Raw genomic sequence first — 15,713 nt, 5'->3', positions numbered from 1 at the left:
ACCCTCGGGGTCGATCATGAGGTTGGCGGCACTCAGGGAGATCGACTACGCCGTCAACTTCATGATCGACGCGGAGAGGCGGGGGTGGGGGTGGGGGCCTCGGTGGGGGCCTCGGCGGGGGCGGCCTTGGCTCGGGCGGCGGCGTCGGTGATGCGGCCGGCGGCGATGATCAGGCCGATGTGCGAGTACGCCTGCGGGAAGTTGCCCATCTGCTCGCCGGTGTCCTGGTCGATCTGCTCGGCGTACAGGCCGAGGTCGTTGGTGCGGGCGGCGAGACGTTCGAACAGCCGCCGGGCCCGGTCCAGCTCCCCCGCCTCGGCCAGGCAGGCGGCCAGCCAGAACGAGCAGATCACGAACCCGGCCGGGTCGCCGTCCCAGCGCCGCAGCAGCCCGTCGCGGGACAGCCGCCGCTCCAGCACGTCCATCGTGGCGCGCATCCGCGGATCGCTCGCCGGCAGGAAGCCGACCAGCGGCATGACCAGCACCGAGGCGTCCAGGGCGTCGGAGCCGAACGCCCCGGTGTACGCGCCGGCCCGCTCGTTCCAGCCGTGGGTGAGCACCGCGGCCCGTACCTCGTCGCGCGCGGCGGCCCAGCGCGCCACGTCGGCGGGCTCGCCGATGCGGGAACCGAACCGGACCGCCCGGTCCAGCGCGGTCCAGCACTCCACCTTCGACGACACGTAGTGGCGCTCCGGGCCGCGCCCCTCCCACATCCCCGCGTCGGGCCGGTGCCAGCCGCGCTCGGCCTGGTCGGCGAGTGTCCGCAGCAGGTCGCGGACCTCCGGCGACATCGGGTCGAGGTAGTACCGCATCACCCAGGCGGCGTCGAGCACCTCGCCCAGCACGTCGTTCTGCCGCTGCCGCCAGGCGTCGTTGCCGACGAGCACCGGCCGGCTGTGCTCGTACCCGGCCAGGTGGTCGAGGTCGTGCTCGGTCAGGTCCCGCTCCCCCTCGACGCCGTACATGACCGGCACCGGCTCGTCGCCGATCCGGCCCATCGCCCGGGCCACCCAGGTGAACTGCCGGTCCGCCTCGTCCGGGCAGGCGGCCCGCCACAGCGCCTGGAGCGTGAGGCTGAAGTCGCGCAGCCAGACGTAGCGGTAGTCGTAGTTGCGGTCGCCGCCGAGCCGCTCCGGCACCGAGGTGGTGGCCGCCGCGACGACCGCGCCGCTGGGCGCGTACGTCATGCCCTGCACCGCGAGCGCGCTGCGCCGCACCTCGTCGCGGTACTCACCCTGGTAGTCGTGCAGCGCCGACCAGGACCGCCAGGCGGCGACGGTCTCGGCCACCGCCTCGGCGGCGTCGGGCAGCGCCGGTGCGGCACCGGCGTACGTCGGGGCGTACCCGAGGGTGAAGCGGTGGGTGCTGCCGGCGCGGGCCGTGAACTCCCCGGTGGCCGCTCCCCCGGCGACGGTCAGCGGGACGTCGGCGCGCAGCTCCAGGCGGCAGGCGCCGGCGGTGGCGGCGATCACGCCGTCGCGCTCGGTCAGGTAGGCGCCGACCCGGCCGTACTCGAACCGCGGCGCGTACTCGACGCGCATCGGCACCTCGCCGGTGAGCCCTTCGACCAGCCGGGCGAGCACCCGCGGCGAGCGCATCCCGATCTCGTGACCACGCGCGCCGGGCTCCAGCGCCAGGGCGTCGGTGACGGCTACCGTGCCGGTCGCGGTGCGGAAGACGGTACGCAGCACCAGCGCGTCGTCCAGGTAGGAGCGGGTGCTGGTGGCCGCGCCCTCGGGGCGGATGCTCCAGTGCCCGGCGTCGGAGTCGAGCAGCCGCCCGAACACCGACGGCGCGTCGAACCGGGGCGGGCACCACCAGGTGACCGCGCCCTCGCGGTCGACCAGGGCGGCGCTGCGCCCGTCGGCGAGGAAGCCGTGGTCGCTGATCCGTCGGGTCGGCACGGATGTGGCTACCCGGCCCGGGGCATCGGCATGCCTCGCCACATCGGTCCGGGCCGGTGCGTTACCGCTGCCCGGCGACGGGAACGCGGCGGGTTGACGAAGGAGGATGCTCATGACCAGACCCTCGACTCCGACCGCGGCCTGGCAACCCGGAATGCCGGGCAGCGACAACCTCCCGTCCGGCCCGGGCGGTCGCCCGACGCCGCCGAACGGGGACGGGCACGGCCCGCAGGCCGGGGCGCCGACCGTCACGATCGGCTCGTATCCGGACTATCCGTCCGCCCAGCGCGTGGTGGACTATCTGGCCGACAACCGGTTCCCGGTGGAACGTACCTCGATCGTCGGTACGGACCTCACGCTCGTGGAGACCGTGATGGGACGGCTCACCACGGGCCGGGCGGCCCTGCTCGGGGCCGGCACCGGCGCCTGGTTCGGCTTGTTCATCGGCTTGTTGTTCGGCATCTTCACGGCCGGCAACTGGCTGGCGGTGATCCTGGTCGGGCTGGTGATCGGCGCGATCTGGGGTGCGGTGTTCGGCGCTGTCGCGCACGCGATGAGCGGTGGTCAGCGTGACTTCACCTCGGCGAGTTCGCTACGGGCCGCCCAGTACGCGGTGACGGTGGACGCGGAGCTGGCCGGTCAGGCCCAGCAACTGCTCAGCCGGATGCACCTGACACCGACCGGCGCCACCGCCCGCTGACCGGCGGTACGCGACATCGAGGGAGGGCCCCGCCGGGGTCCTCCCTCGCCGCGTCAGTGGTACGCCCGCTCCCCGGCCCGCAGCGGCACGTCCACCCGGTTCTCCGGTGGCGCCAGGGGGCAGGCCCACCTGTCGTCGTAGGCGCAGCTGGGGTTGTAGAGGTAGTTGGCGTCCAGGCGGACCCGGTCGCCGGGGAGCACGGTCAGGCCCCGGCCGAACGTGCCCTTGACCGTGTCGGTGAGGTACCGGCCCCCGCCGTACGAGCCGTCGCCGCAGGTGCCGTCGCGCAGCGGCAGGAACAGCCCGCCCCCGTACGCCTCGATCCACCACAGCGTCAGCGGTCCCCACGGCGTCGCGGCGACCGCCACCCGCCGGTACGCGACCACGCCGTCCGGGCCACCGGTGTCGATGCGCAGCTCACCGGAGGCCGGGCGCAGCGGCGCCTCGACCACTGCCGACGGGTCGGGCGGGTACCAGCGCAGGCCGGTGAAGCCGGGCCGGTCGGCGGGCGGCACCGGGCTGCTGGGGTGGGTGCGGAACAGCTCGTCGCGCGCGGCCCGGAACCCGGCCAGGTCGAGGTCGGACAGGTAGAGCCGGGCCACCCGCTCCCGCCAGTCGAGCAGGTCGAGATCGTCCATCCCCCGACCCTAGCCGGGCCACCCGTTCAGATTTTGAGGAGGCAGCCCGCCATCGCCGATCCGCGCACGGCAGGGCCTCTTGTTTAAATTTTAAATAGTGCTACTCTCGGAGCCATGACGGAGAGCCTGGACGCGGAGCGGATGGCCTGCTGGCGCGCGTACATCGAGTCGAGCCAGCGGCTGTTCACCCGGCTCGAGGACGACCTGCGCGCCGACAGCGACCTGAGCTTCGCCGACTACCACGTGCTGGTCCTGCTCTCCGAGGCACCCGGCCACCGGCTGCGCATGGGTGAGCTGGCCGACCGGCTGGTGTTCTCGCCGAGCCGGCTGACCTACCAGATCACCACGATGCGCAAGCGCGGCCTGGTGGCGAAGGAGGCCTGTCCGGCGGACCGGCGCGGCAGCGAGGCCGTGCTCACCGCCGCCGGCCTGCTCGCCCTGCGCGAGGCCGCGCCGCACCACCTGCGCTCCGTGCGCGCCCACCTGATCGACGACCTCGACGACGCCGAGGTCGCCTGCCTCACCCGGGTCTTCGAGCGGCTCGGCCGGCGCCTGCGCGCCGACCGCACCGCGTCGTCCACCCCGGCCGACAAGTAAGGAGCCCCGCGATGCCCGCGATCACCGTCGACGACGTCCTCGTCCTGCCCCGCCTGCCGCAGCTCGGCGAGGCCACCGAATACCGCTCGGTCCGCCGGGTCACCACCGCCCCCAGCGGGTACGAGGGCGAGGGCTTCCCGGTCCGCCGGGCCTTCGCCGGCGTGCCGATGACCGAGCTGGACCCGTTCATCCACCTCGACCAGATGGGCGAGGTCGACTACGCGCCGGGTGAGCCGAAGGGCACCTCCTGGCACCCGCACCGCGGCTTCGAGACGGTGACCTACATGATCGACGGGATCATGGACCACCAGGACTCGACCGGTGGCGGCGGCACCATCACCGACGGCGACACCCAGTGGATGACGGCCGGCAGCGGCCTGCTCCACATCGAGGCGCCGCCGGAGCACCTGGTGATGAGCGGCGGGCTGTTCCACGGCCTGCAGCTCTGGGTCAACCTGCCGAGCATCGCCAAGATGAGCGCGCCCCGCTACCAGGACATCCGCGGCCGGGAGTCGGCGCTGCTCACCACGCCCGACGGCGGCGGCCTGATCCGGGTCATCGCCGGTGAGGTCGCCGGGCACCAGGGTCCGGGCTCGACGCACACGCCGATCACCATCGCGCACGTCACGTTGCAGCCCGGCGCCGAGCTGAGCCTGCCGTGGCGGTCGGACTTCAACGCGCTGGTGTACGTGCTGGCCGGGCGCGGCACTGTCGGCACCGACCGGCGGCCGATCCACCTGGGCCAGCTCGCCGTGCACGGGCCCGGTGAGGCGCTGCGGATCACCGCCGACCGGACGCAGGACTCCAACGCCCCGGCGCTGGAGCTGTACCTGATGGGCGGCCAGCCGATCCGCGAGCCGGTGGCGCACTACGGCCCGTTCGTGATGAACACCCGCGCCGAGCTGATCCAGGCGGTCGAGGACTTCCAGGCCGGCCGGCTCGGAGTGATCCCGACCGGGCGGGTGCCGCACAGCGACGGCCAGGGCGACCGGCCCTGACCTGCTACGGGCGCCCCGGTTCGCCGGGGCGCCCGGGCGCGCGGTCTCAGGAGACGGCGAAGATCCCGGCCACCCCGAGGATCACCATCAACAGGACCGCCACCAGCGCACCCCGCTCCCCCTCCACCGCCTGGTCGCGGTCGTCGGTCACGGTGTTCGTCGTCTCGGCGGGCATGTCGGTGCCTCCTCGGTTTCGCGGTCCAGGGGTCCGGCGCACCCCCTGACGCGCGCACCGACGCCGACCTGCTGCTCGACGTGCGGGGCCCTGCCGGGGGTCCTACCGTGTGAGGACGTCGTCGACCTCGGGGGGTGGAACGTGACTCTGCGGGACTGGTTCCTCACCGCACAGGAACGCGCCAACCCGGGCTCTGAATTACCCGTCTGGGCCGAGGGAAACCTCGCCGAGCCGCTGATTCACGGTGCCGCGTACTTCGACCGCCTGGTCAGCGAGGTGGAGTCGCTCACGGCGGGCGACCATCTGTTCTTCACCGACTGGCGGGGCGACCCGGACGAGCGGATGCGCCCGGACGGCCCCACCGTGGCGCAGTTGTTCGCGCAGGCCGCCCAGCGCGGGGTGATCGTCAAGGGCCTGATCTGGCGCTCCCACCTCGACACGCTCTCCTACAGCGAGGCGGAGAACCGCGACCTCAGCGAGGCGATCCGCGCGGCCGGCGGCGAGGTGCTGCTCGACCAGCGGGTCCGGCGCGGCGGCTCGCACCACCAGAAGCTGGTGGTGCTGCGCCGTCCGGGCGACCCGAGCCGGGACATCGCCTTCGCCGGCGGCATCGACCTGTGCCACAGCCGCCGCGACGACGCCGGCCACGCCGGCGACCCGCAGCCGGTCGGCATGTCCCCCCGGTACGGCCCCACGCCGCCCTGGCACGACGTGCAGCTCGCGGTGCGGGGGCCGGTGGTCGGCGCGCTCGACACCACGTTCCGGGAGCGGTGGACCGACCCGATGCCGCTGGACTCGGAGAACCCGATGGCCTACCTGCGGGACCGGCTGCGCGGCTCGGACCTGCGCCCCGACCCGCTGCCCGAGCAGCCCGCCGACCCGCCGCCGTGCGGGCCGCACCACGTGCAGGTGCTGCGCACCTACCCGGCGGTGCGGCCCCGCTACTCCTTCGCCCCGGACGGCGAGCGCACCGTGGCGCGCGGCTACACCAAGGCGGTACGCCGGGCCCGGCGCCTGATCTACCTGGAGGACCAGTACCTCTGGTCGACCGAGGTGGCGGAACTGTTCGCGCAGGCGCTGCACGAGCACCCGGACCTGCACCTGGTGGCGGTCGTGCCCCGGCATCCGGACGTGGACGGCCGGCTCGCGCTGCCGCCGAACATGGTGGGCCGGGAGCAGGCGCTGTCGTTGTGCCACCGGGCCGCTCCGGACCGGGTGCACGTGTTCGACGTGGAGAACCACGACGGCACACCCGTCTACGTACACGCCAAGGTGTGCGTGGTCGACGACGTCTGGGCCAGCGTGGGCAGCGACAACTTCAACCGCCGGTCCTGGACGCACGACAGCGAGCTGTCCTGCGCGGTGCTCGACGACACGCGCGACGAGCGGGCGCCGGCCGATCCGGCCGGGCTGGGCGACGGTGCCCGGGTGTTCGCCCGCGACCTGCGGCTGCGGCTGTGGCGCGAGCACCTGGACCGCGATCCCGGCGGCGCGCAGGACGACGACCTGCTGGACCCGGCGGACGCGGTGGCGGCGATCACCGCGGCGGCGGAGGAACTGGACCGCTGGCACGCCGGAGGCCGGGCCGGTCCCCGTCCGCCGGGCCGGTTGCGCCCGCACCGCCCGGAGCGGTTGCCCTGGCGTACGCGGCTCTGGGCGCTGCCCGCGTACCGGCTGGTCTACGACCCGGACGGCAGGCCGCTGCGGGCCCGGCGCGCCGGCACCTGGTGAAGGTCGGCCGGCTCGTCCGGCACGTTCGGGCGGGCCGGGTACGCGAACGACACGCGCGGCGAGTAGAAGCCCCAGCACACGTGCAGCGGGTTGGCCGGACGCAGCGCGTGGACCGGGTGCTCCCGGGCGGGGAACTCCACCGACTCGACCTCGAACGGTGACACCGGCTCGGCCACGTACGGGTAGTCGGTGACGATCAGCTCGCCGTCGCTGCCTGTGAGGTAACGGTGATGGCCCATGTGCGCCTCGGTGCCGGTGTGCCCGACCCGGGCGGTGACCCGGATCAGCAGCGTGCCGTCGGCGGCCCGGGTCTCGGCGGTGAGCTGATCGCCCCGCAGGTCGAGGCGGGTCTCCCCGGCGACGGCCGGTGCGCCCCGCGCGCTCGCGTATTGCCGGACCCGCTCGCTGGAGGAGATGTAGTGCGTCCACCAGCCGCCCGGGGTCTCGCCGTCGGGCGGATCCATGTCCGCCAGCGAGACACCCAGGTAGGTGAGCGAGTACGCGCCGAAGCCGGAGGTCTGCGTCTCGTCGTCGACCACGTACTGGTTGACGAACACCTGCCGCTGCGGGTGCGGCCGCAGCCCCGCGGGCAGGAGCGTCTCGACCGCACGCGGATCCGCCGGGAGCCAGCTGAACAGCAGCGTCCGGGCGTTGATGACGAGTTGCGGCGCGGCGGGATCCAGCACGGTGCCTCCGTTGACGTGTCGTTACGGACGGTACGGGCGGTCCCGTCGGCGGGACAACGACAGAAAGGCGACACTTCGGCCGCCTGTCGGATTCCACGTTGACCGGTCGGGGTACGACCGGGGCCGGCCGGTCACCGCCGCGCGCCACCCCGCCGAGCGCGTTATCCACCGGCTCACGCCTTTTGTAGCTGCTTACACCTTAAGTACATCGTACTTTCGGCTAGATTTCCGCAGCACGATCGGGCTATGGTGGCTTCCGAACGTACGACCGAAACCTAAACCAAAGCGTCACGTCTTTTTTCTTCCGTGGACGAGGTGCAGGGAGGACCACCCATGAGCGCTCCCACGATCAGCGCCCCGGCGACCGCGCCGGCCGGCTCCGCGAAGCTCGACCCCCGCTCGCTCACCGACAGCGCCGCCGACCTGCTCGACGCGATGGCCGCGCTGCCCGCCGACCACCCGTCGCGGCCCGCGCTGCGCGACCGCGCCATCGAGGCGTGGCTGCCGCTGGCGAACCACCTGGCCCACCGCTACAGCGGCCGGGGCGAGCCCAACGACGACCTGGCGCAGACCGCGGCGATCGGCCTGATCAAGGCGATCGACAAGTTCGACCCGTCGCGCGGCGTCGACTTCGCCGGCTACGCCATCCCCACCATCATCGGCGAGCTGAAGCGCCACTTCCGCGACCGCACCTGGGACATCCGGGTCCCGCGCCGCCTCCAGGAACTGCGCCTGGCGATCTCCGACGCCAACAGCACGCTGCTCCAGACGCTCGGCCGTTCGCCGACGGTCGCCGACATCGCCACCCACCTCAAGCTCACCGAGGAAGAGGTGCTGGAGGGCCTGGAGGGCGCCCGCGCCTACAACGCGGTGTCGCTGTCCACCCCGACCGGCGACGGCGAGCGGGCCACCGAGCTGGGCGACATGCTCGGCGGCGAGGACGGCGAGTTCGAGCTGGCCGAGATGCGTGTCGCCCTCGGCCCGGCGCTCGCCACGCTCGACCAGCGCGAGCAGAAGATCCTCACGCTGCGCTTCTACGGCAACCTGACCCAGTCGCAGATCGCCGAGCAGATCGGCGTCTCGCAGATGCACGTGTCCCGGCTGCTGGCCCGGGCCCTGACCAAGCTGCGCGGTCAGCTCGACGGAACGTACTAGCAAGGGGCGGCGGCCGGGTCGGCGGACCCGGCGCGACGCCACCCGGCCCGGTCGGCGGTGCGCCGGCCGGGCCGTTCCGCGTCCGGGGGCAGCGCGAACCGGCCGGCGGCGCGGTGCGAGAGTGGGTCGGTGCTCGCCGACCTCCCGCTCGACCTGCCGGTCCGCCCGGTCCTGCCGGCGCTCGTCGACGCGCTGCGCGAGCGCGGCGCCGCCGTCCTGGTGGCGCCGCCGGGCACCGGCAAGACCACCACCGCGCCGCTCGCGGTCGCCGACGCGGTCACCGGCCGCGTGGTGATCGCCCAGCCCCGGCGGGTGGCCGCCCGCGCCGCCGCACACCGGATGGCCACCCTGCTCGGCGAGCGGGTCGGCGACCGGATCGGGTACGCGGTACGCGGCGAGCGCCGGGTCGGCCCGCGTACCCGCGTCGAGGTGGTCACCACCGGTCTGCTGGTCCGCCGTCTGCACCACGACCCGGAGCTGCCGGGCGTGGACGCGGTAGTGCTCGACGAGTGCCACGAGCGGCACCTCGACGCCGACCTGGCGCTGGCGTTCAGCGTCGAGGCCCGCGCGACGCTGCGCCCGGACCTGTGGCTGCTGGCGATGTCGGCCACCCCGCGGACGGACCGGTTCGCCGCGCTGCTCGGCGCCGGTGACCCCGCCCCCGTGGTACGCGCCGAGGCTGCGCTGCACCCGGTCGAGCGGGTGTGGGCGCCGCCGCCGCGCCCGGTGACGCCGCCCGGCGCGGGCCGGGTCGACCCGGCGCTGCTCGACCACGTGGCCGCCACGGTCCGCCGGGCGCTGCGCGAACGCGACGGTGACGTGCTGGTCTTCCTGCCCGGCGCGGGCGAGATCGGCGCCGTCGCGCGCCGCCTGGCCGACCTGCGCGACATCGCGGTACTGCCCCTGCACGGCCGGCTGCCCGGGCCCGCCCAGGACGCGGCGCTCACCCCGGCCGCCGGACGGCGCGTGGTGCTCGCGACCGCGGTGGCGGAGAGCAGCCTGACCGTCCCCGGGGTCCGGGTGGTGGTGGACGCCGGACTGAGCCGGGTGCCCCGCACCGACCTGGCCCGAGGGCTGGGCGCGCTGGTCACGGTGCCGGTGTCGCGGGCCGGGGCCACCCAGCGCGCCGGCCGGGCCGGGCGGGAGGCGCCCGGCGCGGTCTACCGCTGCTGGTCGGAGGCGGCACACGAACGGCTCGCCCCGCAGCCCGAACCGGAGATCGCCACCGCCGACCTGACCGGGTTCGCGCTGGAGCTGGCGGCCTGGGGCACACCGGACGGCACCGGGCTGGCGCTGCCCGACCCGCCGCCGGCGGCGGCGCTGACCGTGGCGCGGGAGACGCTGACCACGCTCGGCGCGGTGGACCACGACGGCCGGATCACCGCGCGGGGGCGGGCGGTCGCCGCGGCGGGCACGCATCCCCGGCTGGCGCGGGCGCTGCTGGACGGCGCACCCCGGGTCGGTGCCGACCGGGCCGCCCAGGTGGTGGCGATCCTCGGCGAGGACACGCTGGGCGGGACCGGGGACGACCTGCCCGCCCGCTGGCGACGGCTGCGCGACGGCGCCGACCCGGCCGCCACCGCCCGCTGGCGCGCCGAGGTACGCCGCCTGCGCGCCGCCCTGCCCGCCGACGGCACCGAGCGGGAGCGCCTGCCCGACGATCTGGCCGCGGGGCTGCTCGCCGGGCTCGCGTACCCGGAACGGCTGGCCCGGGCGCGGCGGCCGGGCGGGTCCGCGTACCTGATGGCCGGCGGCACCGCGGCGGAGCTGGCGCCCGGGTCGGGGCTGGCCGGGTCGGCGTGGCTGGCCGTCGCGGTGGCCGACCGCTCCCCGGCGCGCCTGCCGCCCGGGTGCGGCTGGCCGCGCCGATCGACGAGGCGACCGCCCGGGAGGCCGGGGCCGCGCTGCTGGACACCGGGCGGGAGGTGGCCTGGTCCGGCGGGGACGTGGTGGCCCGCGAGGTGGTCCGGCTCGGCGCTGTCGAGCTGGTCGACCGGCCGCTGACCGCGCCGGAACCGGAGCTGGTCGCGGCGGCGCTGCTGGACGGGCTGCGGCAGGAGGGGACGGGACTGCTGCGGTGGACGCCCGAGGCGACCGCGCTGCGCCACCGGCTGGCGTTCTGCCGCCAGGCGCTCGGTGACGACTGGCCGGACGTCTCCGACGTGGCCCTGCTCGCCGAGGCGCCGGCCTGGCTCGGCCCGGAGCTGGCCCGCGCCCGGCGCCGGGCCGACCTGCACCGGGTGGACGTGACGGCGGCGCTGCGGCGGCTGCTGGACTGGCGGCAGGCGGCGCGGCTGGACGAGCTGGCCCCGGAGCGGGTCGAGGTGCCCAGCGGCTCGCGGATCCGGGTCGACTACGCCGACCCGGCCGCCCCGGTGCTGGCGGTCAAGCTGCAGGAGACGTTCGGCTGGCGGGACGTGCCGCGCATCGCCGGCGGGCGGGTGCCGGTGCTGCTGCACCTGCTCTCCCCCGCGGGACGGCCGGTGGCGGTCACCGCGGACCTGGCGTCGTTCTGGCGCACCGGCTATCCGCAGGTGCGCTCGGAGTTGCGCGGACGCTACCCGCGCCATCCCTGGCCGGAGGACCCGACCACGGCCGAGCCGACCCGGAGGGCTGCGCCGCGCCGGCGGTGAGGGCTACTCCTCGACGACGTCGGCGATCACGACGGTGATGTTGTCCGGGCCGCCGGCGCGCAACGCCAGGTCGATCAGCCGGGCCGCGCAGGCGTCGCGTTCCGGCTGCTCGCTGAGCACCTCGGTGAGCGTGTCGGCGCGGACCACGTTGGAGAGGCCGTCGCTGCACAGCAGCCAGCGGTCACCGGCCCGGGGCACCATCGTGGCGTACGACGGCGACACCTCGTCGCCCTGCAACGCCTGGGTCACCACCGCCCGCCGGGGGTGGCTGCTGGCCTGCTCGGCGGTGATGACGCCCTGGTCGACGAGCATCTGCACGAACGTGTCGTCGCGGGTGACCTGCTTGAGCACGCCCTCGCGGTAGAGGTAGGCCCGGGAGTCGCCGACGTGCGCCAGCGCGAGGCAGCTGCCGGTGCGGGCGAACAGCAGCGCGGTGAGCGTGGTGCCCATGCCCTGGCGTTCCGGGTCCTCCTCGACGGCCCGGCGGATCTGCGCGGTGGCCACTTCGATCCCGCCCTGGAGCGCGGCGACGAGCGCGTGTTCCGGCGTCTCCACGTCCAGCGGGGCGATCGCGTCGATGGCGATGCGGCTGGCCAGGTCGCCGGCCGCCATGCCGCCCATGCCGTCGGCGACCGCGACCAGCCAGGCACCCGCGTGCTGCGCGTCCTGGTTACCGCTGCGGATCAGCCCACGGTCGCTCGCTCCGACGGAACGAAGCTTCAGGGTCATGGGTCGCAGCCTGCCAGGTCGAGGGCTCGGATGTCTCTAGGAGATCACTGACATCGTACGTGGCGCGCCGAACCGCACCGCGCGAGGGCGCGCGTGCCCCATCGGGCCGGATCGATTGACAGCGGCGGAACGCGGTGGAAACATCGGGCTGATATTGGGAGCGCTCCCAGCTCCCGGTCTCCCCCACCACCCCCCGAGCACGGAAGGAACCTCCGTGACCCGATCCCGTCGTCGGCTCGCCGCACTCGCGGCCACCACGCTGGCGCTCACCGGCCTCACCGCCGGCCCGGCGAGCGCCGAGGTGCCGCCGGACGCCCCCGAACAACTTCGAAACGGCGACTTCAGCGCCGGCGTCTCCCCCTGGTTCTCCTACGGCACCGGCGACCTCGCGGTCGTCGACGGCCGCCTCTGCACCTCCGTCGCGGCGGGCACCGCCAACCCGTGGGACGCCGGCATCGGCCAGGACGCGGTGCCGCTGACCCAGGGCGCCGAATACGAACTGTCCTTCGACGTCTCCGCGACCCCCGGCGCGCCCCTCAAGGCGGTGCTCCAGCTCGGCAGCGCCCCCTACACCACGTACGCCAGCGTCGACGCCACAGCCACCGGCACCGCGCAGCGCGTCACCACCACGTTCACCTCACCGGCTGACAACCCCACCGCCCAGCTGATCTTCCAGATCGGCGGCAGCGCCCAGGCGCAGACGTTCTGCCTGGACAACGTGTCGCTGCGCGGCGGGGAGCCGGCACCTCCGTACGAGCCGGACACCGGTCCCCGGGTCCGGGTCAACCAGGTCGGCTACCTGCCCGGCGGGCCGAAGCACGCCACAGTGGTCACCGAGGCCACCGACGCGCTGCCGTGGCAGCTGAAGTCGGCCGGCGGCACCGTGGTGGCCAGCGGCGAGACCACGCCGCGCGGCACCGACGCCGCCTCGGCGCAGAACGTGCAGACGGTCGACTTCTCCGCGTACCGCACGCCGGGCACCGGCTACACGCTGACCGTGGACGGCGAGACCAGCCACCCGTTCGACATCTCCGGCGCGCTCTACGACCGGCTGCGCTCCGACTCGCTGCAGTTCTTCTACGCCCAGCGCAGCGGCATCGAGATCGACGGCGACCTGATCGGCGAGGAGTACGCCCGCCCGGCCGGCCACCTCGGCGTCGCGCCCAACCAGGGTGACACCGACGTGCCGTGCAAGGCCGGCGTCTGCGACTACTCGCTGGACGTACGCGGCGGCTGGTACGACGCGGGCGACCACGGCAAGTACGTCGTCAACGGCGGCATCGCCACCTACCAGCTCCTGAGCACGTTCGAGCGGACCAAGACCGCCGAGACCGCCGACGGCGGCGCCGCCCTGGGCGACTCCACGCTGCGGCTGCCCGAGCGCGGCAACGACGTGCCGGACGTGCTCGACGAGGCGCGCTGGGAGCTGGAGTTCCTGCTGCGCATGCAGGTGCCCGCGGGCAAGCCGCTGGCCGGGATGGTCCACCACAAGATCCACGACCGGAACTGGACCGGCCTGCCGCTGCAGCCCCAGGACGACCCGGAGCCGCGCGAGCTGCACGCGCCGTCCACCGCCGCCACGCTGAACCTGGCCGCCGTCGCCGCGCAGTGCCAGCGGCTGTACGCCCCGTACGACGCCGCGTTCGCCGCGCGCTGCGGCACCGCCGCGAAGACCGCGTACGCGGCGGCCAAGGCGAACCCGGCGATCTACGCGCCGGCCAGCGACAGCACCGGCGGCGGCGCGTACGACGACACCAACGTCAGCGACGAGTTCTACTGGGCCGCGGCCGAGCTGTGGCTGACCACCGGCGACAAGGCGTACCTGGCCGACGTCACCGGCTCGCCGCTGCACACCGCCGACGTGTTCGCCCCGAACGGCGCGTTCGGCTGGCAGAGCGTCGCCGCGCTGGGCCGCATGGACCTGGCCACCGTGCCGAACACGCTGCCGGCCGCGGAGAAGACCCGCATCCGCGAGTCGATCACCGCCGCCGCCGACAGCTACCTGGCCACGATCGCCGGCCAGGCGTACGGGCTGCCGTTCCCGGGCAGCGCCGACGCGTACGTCTGGGGCAGCAACAGCAACCTGGTGAACAACGCGATCGTGCTGGCCACCGCGTTCGACCTGAGCCGGGACGCGAAGTACCGGGACGGCGCGGTGCAGGCCGCCGACTACCTGTTCGGCCGCAACGCGCTGAACATGTCGTACGTGACCGGGTGGGGCGAGCAGCACGCCCGCAACCAGCACAGCCGGATCTTCGGCCACCAGCTGAACCCGGACCTGCCGCGCCCGCCGGCCGGTTCGCTCGCCGGTGGTCCGAACGCCGCCCTGCAGGACCCGTTCGCGGCGAGCCTGCTCGCCGGGTGCGCGCCGATGTTCTGCTTCGTCGACGACATCAACTCGTACGCGACGAACGAGGTGGCGATCAACTGGAACTCGGCGCTGGCCTGGCTCGCGTCGTTCCTGGCCGACCAGGGTGACGCGGGCGCGGTCCCGGCGCCGTCCTGTGCGGTCACCTACACCACGCACGGGAGCTGGCCGTCCGGCTTCACCACCCAGGTGACGGTGCGCAACACCGGCACCACGGCGGTGAACGGGTGGAGCCTGCGCTGGGCGTTCCTCGGCGACCAGAAGGTGGACCACGCGTGGTCGGCGCAGCTCGGCCAGAGCGGCGCCACCGTCACCGCGAAGAACATGTCCTGGAACGCGAAGCTGGCGCCGGGCGCGTCCACCACGTTCGGCTTCAACGGCACCGCCTCCCGGTTCCCCAACCCGGATCCGGGGCTGGTCACCCTGAACGGCAAGGCCTGCACGGTCTCCTGACCGAGCTGACCGGGCGCCATCGCAGGACCGGGTACGGTCCTGCGATGGCGTACCTGTTCCTGCTCGGCGCGATCACCGCCGAGGTGATCGGCACCAGTCTGCTCAAGGCCACCGACGGCTTCACCCGCCTCTGGCCGACGCTCGGCCTCGCCGTGGCGTACCTGTCCGCGTTCGGGCTGCTCTCGCTGGCCGTGAAGGACATCCCGGTCGGTGTCGCGTACGCGGTCTGGTCCGGCCTCGGCACCGCCGCCATCATGGCAATCGGCGCGGCGTTCCTCGGTGAGCCGCTGAGCGTGACGAAGGTGGTCGGGGCGGGACTGGTCATCGCCGGGGTGGTGGTGCTCAACCTCGGCGGCGCGCACTGAGCACGGCCCGGCTCAGGCCGGCAGCCCCGCCGCGCGCAGCAGCCGGAGCTGCCCGATCTCGGCCACGTTCTTCATCAGCTCGGCGTTCACCCACGCGGCCAGGTCCGCGACGGTGAGCCCCGCGTCGGCGGGCCAGGGGTACGCGGACGGCCGGTCCAGGTCGTCCTCGGCCAGCGCGTCCAGCGCGCCCGCCCACTCCGTCCGCAGCTCCCGCAGCCAGGCGAGCGTGTCGTCCCCCGGCCCGGGCCAGCGGATGTCGTCGCGTTCCCGCGCCGGCCGCTGCCGCACGTGGTCGGCGGCGACCGACCACCACCAGCCGATGTGCCAGGTGAGCCAGGCGATCGTGGGCACCGGCACCGGATCCGGCTCGGTGTCGGCCCAGGCCGGGCTCCACCCGCCCGCCGGGTCCCGGCGCATCGTCCAGCAGAGTGCGGCCGGCTCCCAGAGGAAGTCCGCCGGCTCCAGCCGGTCGAGGTGGTACTCGGCGAGCGCCCAGGTCAGATCGAACTGCCGGCGCAGCAGGGCGGTCACGGAGGCGGGCACCGCGCGATCGTGGCACGGCAGGCGCCCCCGGTCGACCG

The 15,713-nt window shown here is 74.4% G+C and carries 13 protein-coding genes and 1 pseudogene; 8 read left to right on the top strand and 6 right to left on the bottom strand.

Features of this window, described 5'->3' with window-relative positions:
• Positions 1-59 precede the first annotated feature (59 nt).
• Positions 60-1,904 carry a glycoside hydrolase family 15 protein gene (locus ACQP26_RS11180; protein ID WP_433495660.1) on the bottom strand — a complete coding sequence of 615 codons (1,845 nt, stop codon included), beginning with the start codon at positions 1,902-1,904 and terminating at the stop codon, positions 60-62.
• 112 nt (positions 1,905-2,016) lie between these two features.
• Between ACQP26_RS11180 and ACQP26_RS11175 the strand changes: the two genes are divergently transcribed.
• Positions 2,017-2,604: a general stress protein gene (locus ACQP26_RS11175; protein WP_269700612.1), complete on the top strand. Its 588-nt coding sequence runs from the start codon at positions 2,017-2,019 to the stop codon at positions 2,602-2,604.
• A 53-nt stretch (positions 2,605-2,657) separates the two neighbouring features.
• Here ACQP26_RS11175 and ACQP26_RS11170 read toward each other — a convergent pair whose 3' ends face one another.
• A complete protein-coding gene (locus ACQP26_RS11170) occupies positions 2,658-3,242 on the bottom strand; it encodes a DUF1684 domain-containing protein (protein ID WP_281578374.1) in 585 nt (194 codons plus the stop codon).
• Positions 3,243-3,356: 114 nt separating this feature from the next.
• Here ACQP26_RS11170 and ACQP26_RS11165 point away from each other — a divergent pair, with 114 nt between their 5' ends.
• Complete coding sequence (locus ACQP26_RS11165; RefSeq protein WP_269700614.1) at positions 3,357-3,839, top strand: MarR family winged helix-turn-helix transcriptional regulator; 483 nt, start codon at positions 3,357-3,359, stop codon at positions 3,837-3,839.
• 11 nt (positions 3,840-3,850) lie between these two features.
• Positions 3,851-4,837: a pirin family protein gene (locus ACQP26_RS11160; protein ID WP_269700615.1), complete on the top strand. Its 987-nt coding sequence runs from the start codon at positions 3,851-3,853 to the stop codon at positions 4,835-4,837.
• Positions 4,838-4,883: 46 nt separating this feature from the next.
• Here ACQP26_RS11160 and ACQP26_RS11155 read toward each other — a convergent pair whose 3' ends face one another.
• Positions 4,884-5,012 (bottom strand): hypothetical protein, encoded by a 129-nt coding sequence (locus tag ACQP26_RS11155; RefSeq protein WP_255292629.1) that lies wholly within the window; start codon positions 5,010-5,012, stop codon positions 4,884-4,886.
• A 141-nt stretch (positions 5,013-5,153) separates the two neighbouring features.
• On the opposite strand from ACQP26_RS11155, the gene ACQP26_RS11150 reads away from it, so the two are divergent.
• Positions 5,154-6,743: a phospholipase D family protein gene (locus ACQP26_RS11150; protein WP_281578375.1), complete on the top strand. Its 1,590-nt coding sequence runs from the start codon at positions 5,154-5,156 to the stop codon at positions 6,741-6,743.
• Here ACQP26_RS11150 and ACQP26_RS11145 read toward each other — a convergent pair.
• Complete coding sequence (locus ACQP26_RS11145; RefSeq protein WP_433495659.1) at positions 6,692-7,429, bottom strand: hypothetical protein; 738 nt, start codon at positions 7,427-7,429, stop codon at positions 6,692-6,694. The genes ACQP26_RS11150 and ACQP26_RS11145 overlap by 52 nt on opposite strands.
• Positions 7,430-7,762: 333 nt before the next feature.
• On the opposite strand from ACQP26_RS11145, the gene ACQP26_RS11140 reads away from it, so the two are divergent.
• Positions 7,763-8,584: a SigB/SigF/SigG family RNA polymerase sigma factor gene (locus tag ACQP26_RS11140; RefSeq protein WP_269700621.1), complete on the top strand. Its 822-nt coding sequence runs from the start codon at positions 7,763-7,765 to the stop codon at positions 8,582-8,584.
• Positions 8,585-8,713: 129 nt separating this feature from the next.
• Positions 8,714-11,217: pseudogene (hrpB, locus tag ACQP26_RS11135) on the top strand (ATP-dependent helicase HrpB).
• Positions 11,218-11,220: 3 nt separating this feature from the next.
• On the opposite strand, the gene ACQP26_RS11130 reads toward hrpB, so the two are convergent.
• A complete protein-coding gene (locus ACQP26_RS11130) occupies positions 11,221-11,946 on the bottom strand; it encodes a PP2C family protein-serine/threonine phosphatase (RefSeq protein WP_269700625.1) in 726 nt (241 codons plus the stop codon).
• 214 nt (positions 11,947-12,160) lie between these two features.
• Here ACQP26_RS11130 and ACQP26_RS11125 point away from each other — a divergent pair, with 214 nt between their 5' ends.
• Both ACQP26_RS11125 and ACQP26_RS11120 read left to right on the top strand, forming a co-directional pair.
• Complete coding sequence (locus ACQP26_RS11125; protein ID WP_433495658.1) at positions 12,161-14,767, top strand: glycoside hydrolase family 9 protein; 2,607 nt, start codon at positions 12,161-12,163, stop codon at positions 14,765-14,767.
• Between the two features lie 44 nt (positions 14,768-14,811).
• Positions 14,812-15,132 carry a DMT family transporter gene (locus tag ACQP26_RS11120; RefSeq protein ID WP_120570628.1) on the top strand — a complete coding sequence of 107 codons (321 nt, stop codon included), beginning with the start codon at positions 14,812-14,814 and terminating at the stop codon, positions 15,130-15,132.
• 12 nt (positions 15,133-15,144) lie between these two features.
• Here ACQP26_RS11120 and ACQP26_RS11115 read toward each other — a convergent pair whose 3' ends face one another.
• Positions 15,145-15,675, bottom strand: a complete 531-nt coding sequence (locus tag ACQP26_RS11115; protein WP_433495657.1) for a DinB family protein — start codon at positions 15,673-15,675, stop codon at positions 15,145-15,147.
• Positions 15,676-15,713: the final 38 nt, after the last annotated feature.

It is taken from the genome of Micromonospora sp. CA-248089 (assembly GCF_050948515.1).
Classification (GTDB): domain Bacteria; phylum Actinomycetota; class Actinomycetes; order Mycobacteriales; family Micromonosporaceae; genus Micromonospora.
Note: the sequence above shows the minus strand (reverse complement) of the source record. Positions and strands in the feature narration are given on the sequence as shown.